3 protein-coding genes are annotated in these 3,340 nt (G+C 50.1%); all 3 read right to left on the reverse strand.

From position 1 onward, the window contains the following. Positions 1 to 1,508: acyl-CoA carboxylase subunit beta (locus tag AB5935_RS23955; protein ID WP_133304566.1), on the reverse strand; the 1,508-nt coding region annotated here is incomplete at its 3' end. Between the two features lie 2 nt (positions 1,509 to 1,510). Further along, entirely contained in the window at positions 1,511 to 2,026 is a 516-nt protein-coding gene (locus tag AB5935_RS23960; protein ID WP_005845446.1) for an acetyl-CoA carboxylase biotin carboxyl carrier protein subunit, read from the reverse strand. Positions 2,027 to 2,050: 24 nt separating this feature from the next. Continuing rightward, positions 2,051 to 3,340: acetyl/propionyl/methylcrotonyl-CoA carboxylase subunit alpha (locus AB5935_RS23965; protein WP_007856517.1), on the reverse strand; the 1,290-nt coding region annotated here is incomplete at its 5' end.

A 3,340-nucleotide genomic window follows, 5' to 3' on the forward strand; every position in this document is an offset into this window, starting at 1 on the left:
TTAGGCGGATTGCTTTGGTTTTTGTTGTGACACATTTCCAAAGCCTGAATGAGTTTATAGCGGGTGTCACGGGGCATAATCACTTCATCAATCAAGCCGCGTTCTGCCGCACAATAAGGGTTAGAGAATTTATCTTCGTAATCTTTGATTATTTCTTGTTTTTCTTCAGGAGTGGATTTCCGATAGAGGATATTTACAGCTCCCGCAGCTCCCATAACGGCTATTTCCGCCTGTGGATAAGCCAGGTTCACATCGGCTCCCGTCGGTTTGCTGGACATGACAATGTAGGCACCTCCGTAAGCTTTACGGGTAATTAAAGTTACCTTGGGCACTGTAGCTTCGGCGTATGCATAAACTATCTTCGCACCGTGGCGGATGATGCCGTTGTGTTCCTGTATTGTTCCGGGCAGGAAGCCGGGAACATCCTCGAAAGTGATCAGAGGAATGTTAAAGCAGTCGCAGAAACGGATAAAACGGGCAGCCTTGTCACTGGCGTCAATGTCAAGGACGCCGGCCAGCCAGGCGGGCTGATTGGCAACAATACCTACGGAACGACCTCCCAGGCGACCGAACCCCACCACCACATTTTTAGCAAAGTGAGGCATCACCTCGAAGAAATACTGGTTATCCAGCACCGGTTCGATGATATCCTTTATATCATAAGGCATATTCGGATCTTCGGGAATGACAGTCTGCAACGCCTCCACCTGACGATGGATGTCATCGTTGCAGGGAACCAACGGCGCATCCTCCATATTGTTGGAAGGCAGGAAACTCAGCAATTCGCGGATACTCATCAGCGTTTCCTCCTCATTGTCGCACATAAAATGGGTCACACCGCTTTTGCTGCTGTGGGTATAGGCACCGCCCAGTTCCTCCTTGCCCACCTCCTCGTTAGTCACAGTCTTCACCACATCCGGGCCGGTGATGAACATGTGGCTCTTCTCTTTTACCATAAAGATAAAATCGGTTAGTGCTGGTGAGTAGCAGGCTCCTCCGGCACAAGGACCCAAGATGGCGGAAATCTGCGGGATAACACCTGAGGCGATAGTGTTCTGATAGAAAATAGAGGCATATCCGGCAAGGCTGTTCACCCCTTCTTGGATGCGTGCGCCTCCCGAGTCGTTCAGGGCGATGACGGGAGCGCCGTTTTTCAATGCCAGTTGTTGCACCTTCACGATTTTGGCAGCATTGGTCTCGCTCAGCGAGCCGCCATGTGCGGTAAAATCATATGCATAGACAAACACCGGACGGCCGTCTATCTTTCCGTAACCGGTGACCATACCATCTCCGGCAATCTGCTTCTTCTCCATACCAAAGTTGGTACAACGGTGGTTCACCAGCTTGTCCAGTTCATTGAACGTACCTTTGTCCAGCAACATTCCGATACGCTCGCGAGCGGTCATCTTCCCTTGGGCGTGTTGTTTCTCGATCTTGTCCACACCGCCGCCCAGCGACGCGCGTTTGTCCAGCTCTTCAAACCGGCTGTATATTTCTTCTCTTGTCATGATCAATCTTCTTTTATTATATCCAATACTATTAATACCTGGTTAGCATTGACGGAATCCCCTTCATTGACCAGGATATCCCTTACCGTGCAGTCCGAGGTCACTTTGTAGTTGCTCTGCATCTTCATGGCCTCCAGCACTACCACAATATCCCCGGATGACAGACGGTCTCCTTTCCGGACGGGAATTTTTACAACCTTTCCGGGCATGGGAGCTACAATCTTGTCATCCTGTCTCTCCTCGCCGCCCTTTTTCATACGCAGATACTTGGTCTGGGTGTCCACTATGTCCACATGATAGGAACGGTAGAACATATTCACATCATAACTCTTTCCACCCTCCCCACGGATCAGTTCGGCATTGAAGGAATTGCCATCGTGCAGGATGGAACAGCTTCCGTTCTCGGCCATAACGATATCCACATCATACGGTTTTCCGTCAATCATAAACTGTACCTTGTTTCCTTCCTTGCTCACCAACGTCACATCGGCTACGCGGTCTCCAATATGTATTTCCATACTTTTGCTTAATTAAATGAAGAATCAGATTCTCAATACTCCTTTCTGCAAGCCGAACTCACGCCAGCGGCTGATGGGACGGGCATCAGACAGCTGGGGACTCTTGTTCTCTTCCAGATTCATCAGATAGTCAATATAAGAGGCGATCATGGCGATATTCTCAATCTCCTCATTATTACCGTTGCCACGGAGCAGCATACGCGAGTTCTTCTCTATGAACAAGGTATTATACTCACCCTTTACAAAGTCGGGGGTATGCATGATGCGTTTCAGATAACTGAGGTTGGTCTTCAGCCCCGTAATCTTGTACTCGTAAAGTACCCGGCGCATACGTTCTATGGCATATTGGCGGGTCGTAGCCCATACAATCAGCTTGCCTATCATCGGGTCGTAATAGATGGGAATCTCGTAACCTTCGTAAACGTAGCTGTCAATGCGTACGCCGATGCCGTTAGGCTCCGTCAGCTGTTTGATGATACCCGGCGAAGGCATGAAGTTGTTCTCCGTGTCTTCCGCACAGATACGACATTCGATGGCATGACCGCGCTGGAAAAGTTCTTCTTGCTTCAGGTGCAGCACCTCGTTATTGGCTATACGGATTTGTTCTTTTACCAGATCCACGCCCACCACTTCTTCGGTGATGGGATGCTCCACCTGCAAACGGGTGTTCATCTCCAGAAAATAGAAATCGCGGTTCTTGTCCACCAGAAACTCGATAGTTCCGGCTCCCGAATAGTTCACCGCCCTGGCGGCAGCCACTGCCTTTTCCCCCATCTCCTGGCGGAGTTCCGGAGTAAGGAACGGAGACGGGCTCTCCTCTACAATCTTCTGGTTGCGACGCTGGACAGAACACTCGCGGTCAAACAGATGGATTACATTGCCATGATTGTCACCCAGAATTTGAAATTCTATATGATGGGGTTCCTCCACAAATTTTTCCAGATAAACCGTATCATCCCCGAAAGAAGACATGGACTCGGAACGGGCGGTGTTATATGCCTCCACCACTTCGTCTTCACTGTGTATCAGCCTCATCCCTTTACCGCCGCCTCCCATAGAAGCCTTCAGCATGACAGGATAGCCTATTTCATTACAGATACGTACCGCCTCTTCGGCACTTTGCAACGGTTGTTCCGTACCGGGGACCACGGGAACGCCTGCGGCAATCATACGCTTACGGGCGGCAATCTTGTCACCCATCGCTTCCATCGTCTCGGCGGAAGGGCCGATAAAGATGATCCCCTCCTCTTTGCATCGGCGGGCAAAATCAGCATTCTCGGACAAAAAACCATAACCGGGATGAATGGCATCGGC

The organism is Phocaeicola sp. RTP21198st1_B8_RTP21198_201120, from assembly GCF_040929485.1.
In the GTDB taxonomy this organism is placed as follows: Bacteria; Bacteroidota; Bacteroidia; order Bacteroidales; family Bacteroidaceae; genus Phocaeicola; species Phocaeicola dorei.

Excerpts from the sequence above, each read along its gene's own strand:
- AB5935_RS23960 (WP_005845446.1), bottom strand. The coding sequence starts at position 2,026 with ATGGAAATACATATTGGAGACCGCGTAGCCGATGTGACGTTGGTGAGC.